Consider the following 3,356-nt stretch of genomic DNA (forward strand, 5'->3'; position numbering starts at 1 on the left):
GGGGGGGGGGGGGGGGGGGGGGGGCCCCCCCCCCCCCCCCGGAACAAGGGACGGGCAGGGGCGGAGGGGGCGAAAAACCAAGGGGCACCCCCTACGGCAACAGCCCCCGCAACGGAAACACCGCCCGCCGAGTAGCCAGCACCGCCTGATCCAGCCGATCCGCCGGGTCGTACCCGGACTCCCAGCCCGCCCAGGACACCGGCCACCGCCCATCAGTCATCCGCCCCGGCGCCAACTGCCGCGTACGAGCGAACACTTCCTGCCGCCAGCCCTCAGGAACCACCGTCTCGGGCGAAATCTCCCGCCCCGCCGCGATGGCAACCAGGTGCGTCCAGGACCGAGGCACCACATCCACCACCGCGTACCCACCCCCACCCAACGCGACCCAGCGCCCCTCGGCGTACTCATGCGCCAGCTCATGACAGGCAACCTGCACAGCCCGCTGCGCATCCAGCGACACCGCGAGATGCGCAAGCGGATCCTCGAAATGGGTGTCGGCCCCATGCTGGGTAACCAGCACCTGCGGCCGAAAGTCCGCGATCAGCTCGGGCACCACGGAGTGAAACGCCCGCAGCCACCCCGCATCCCCCGTCCCGGCAGGCAGCGCGACATTGACGGCGGACCCCTCCGCACTGTCGCCCCCGGTCTCCTCCGGCCACCCGGTCTGCGGGAACAACGTCCGCGGATGCTCGTGCAGCGAGATCGTCAGAACCCGCGGATCGTCCCAGAACGCCGCCTGCACCCCATCGCCGTGATGCACATCCACATCGATATAGGCGACCCGCTCGGCCCCCAGCTCAAGCAGCCGTGCGATGGCCAGCGACGCGTCGTTGTAGATACAGAACCCGGACGCACCCCCCGGCATCGCATGGTGCAGCCCACCCGCGAAGTTCACCGCGTGCACCACGTCCCCGCGCCACACCGCCTCCGCCGCACCCACCGACTGCCCGGCGATCATCGCGGACACCTCGTGCATCCCGGCGAAGGCGGGATCGTCGAGGGTCCCCAGTCCGTACGAGACGTCGGCGGCCTCCGGATCCACGGAAGCGGCCTTGACCGCCTCCACGTAGTCCTCCCGATGCACGAGCCGCAACGTCGAGTCCCCGGCCGGCTTCGCCGCGACCACATCGACATCGCGATCGAGCCCGAACGCGTCGACGAGCCTCCTCGTCAACACGAGCCGGACCGGATCCATCGGATGGTCCGGGCCAAAGTTATAGCCCGTTACTGCCTCGTCCCACATCAGCTGTGCGCGGCCGCTCATGCCCTTCACCGTATCGGTCCGGTTCAGCGGCGAACGACCGGGCGTACTTCAAGGTCAACAGAACCAACACCATGGGTACGAGCATGGCGCCCCGGTAGTTCCAGGCGTCCCCCAGCACCCCGACCAAGGGCGAACCGATCAAGAACCCCACATAATTGAAGATATTGAGCCGCGCGATGGCCGTATCCGAAGCCCCCGGAAAGAGCCGCCCGGCAGCGGCGAACGTCTGCGGCACGATCACACACAACCCCAGCCCGAGCAGGGTGAACCCGGCCATCCCCACCCACGCGCCGGGCGCGAGCGCCACGACACCGAACCCCACCGCCGCGACCACCGCCCCCGCCCGTACGACCGCCACAGCCCCGAACCGCCGTACCCCGAAATCCCCGATCGACCGCCCCAGCAGGGTCGTGACCATATACACGTTGTACGGAACGGTAGCGAGCTGCTCCGAACTGCCCAGCACGTCCTGCAGATACTTCGCACTCCAGTTGGAGACGGTCGAGTCCCCGATGTACGCGAAGGTCATCACCAGACACAGCGGCAGCAGCAACTTGAAGACCAGGGGCCCGGCCTCGCCGGCCTCCGTCTTCGCACCGGAGCCGTCGACCGCTTCGCCTCCGGCGCCTCCATCGACGTACCACCGACTACCGACAAAGACCGCCGGCAGCAAAACCGCCACGACCGGCAGATACAAGACGAACAACGACAGATGCCAGTGCGCCCCCACCCACGCGAGCGAGGCCCCGATGATCCCGCCCAGGCTGTACACGGCATGGAACCCAAGCATGATGCTGCGCCCGTACGTCCGTTGGAGGCTCACTCCCAGCATGTTCATGGAGGCGTCGAGTGCACCGACCGCGAGCCCGAAGGCTCCGAGCGCGGCCGCCACCTCGGCCACATGGTCACCGGACCCGACGCCGAGCAGAGCAAGGAGTACGACGGGCTGCGACCACCTCAGTACGCGACTGGGCGGCACCCGCTTGACCAGTTTCTCGGTGACCACACTCCCGACCCCGGCCAGCACCGGCACGGCGGCGAGGAAGGCCGGAAGCAGCGCGTCGGAGATCCCGTAGCGGTCCTGGATCGCGGGGATACGCGTCACGAGCAACGCGAAGGCGACGCCCTGGGCGAAGAAGCTGAACGCGAGCGAGGCCCTACCGCGCCGCAGCACATCTGTCATGGCCGCGAGCGTAGGGCCCCGGCCTACCCGTGGGTAGATCCAACCGAAGATGAATTCTGCTCAGCTCTTCAACTCGCCGCGGCCCAGGGCTACTGGAGGACTCGACGCCCGCCGACAGCTCACCGCCGTACCCGGTCATACAAGCAGGTCAGCAAGCTGATCCATGTCGGAGAAGAGAAGAGTGCCCCCCGCGAGCCGATCGGCGGGCGTCATGGCCGTGAACCCGTACACATCCATCCCGGCCGCGACGGCCGCCCGCACCCCCAGCGGACTGTCCTCCACGACGACACACTTCTCAGGAGCTACGCCCATTCGCTCGGCCGCGTACAGAAACAGATCCGGCGCCGGCTTCCCCCGCCCCACATCCTGCGAACTGAAGACGCGCCCCTCGTCGAACCACCGGTCGAGCCCGGTCTTCCGATGTCCCACCCGAATCCGCTCATGACTCCCGGACGAAGCCACGCAGTACGGCACACCGTCCGCAGCCAGCTTCTCCAGCACGTGCACCGCACCCGGAACCGGCTCCAACTCCCGCTCGAAAGCGGCGAAGACGCGAGCATGGAAGACATCGTCGAAGTCCGCGGGCAGCCGCTCCCCTGTGCGCTCCTCGACCAGGTCGTGTACGCGGTGCATGGCGGCGCCCATGTAGTCGCGGAGGGACTCCTCGTACGAGGTGGGATGCCCGAGCTCCGTGAGGTATGAGGCAAGAAGTGCGTTGGAGATCGGCTCGCTGTCCACGAGGACGCCGTCGTTGTCGAAGATGATCAATTCATAGCGCATGCTGCAACATTAAAACGGAGCGACTCTGAACGCAGAAAACCCCCGTACCGTTTCCCGGTACGGGGGTTTTCTCCAAAGATAGTTCGGCGGCGTCCTACTCTCCCACAGGGTCCCCCCTGCAGTACCATC

At 67.5% G+C, this 3,356-nt stretch carries 3 protein-coding genes; all 3 read right to left on the reverse strand.

Translation table 11 applies throughout. The features are described from left to right. Positions 1 to 91: 91 nt before the first annotated feature. Positions 92 to 1,264, reverse strand: coding sequence for an acetoin utilization protein AcuC (locus ACFWP7_RS42405; RefSeq protein ID WP_384393944.1), 1,173 nt, complete (start codon positions 1,262 to 1,264; stop codon positions 92 to 94). Next, entirely contained in the window at positions 1,215 to 2,447 is a 1,233-nt protein-coding gene (locus ACFWP7_RS42410) for an MFS transporter (RefSeq protein ID WP_384393947.1), read from the reverse strand. The genes ACFWP7_RS42405 and ACFWP7_RS42410 overlap by 50 nt, the downstream gene beginning before the upstream one ends. Before the next feature lie 135 nt (positions 2,448 to 2,582). After that, on the reverse strand, positions 2,583 to 3,227 hold the full coding sequence (locus ACFWP7_RS42415; protein ID WP_384393950.1) for an HAD family hydrolase: 645 nt from the start codon (positions 3,225 to 3,227) through the stop codon (positions 2,583 to 2,585). Between the last annotated feature and the right edge of the window lie 129 nt (positions 3,228 to 3,356).

The organism is Streptomyces sp. NPDC058470 (genome assembly GCF_042721055.1).
Taxonomy (GTDB): Bacteria; Actinomycetota; Actinomycetes; order Streptomycetales; family Streptomycetaceae; genus Streptomyces.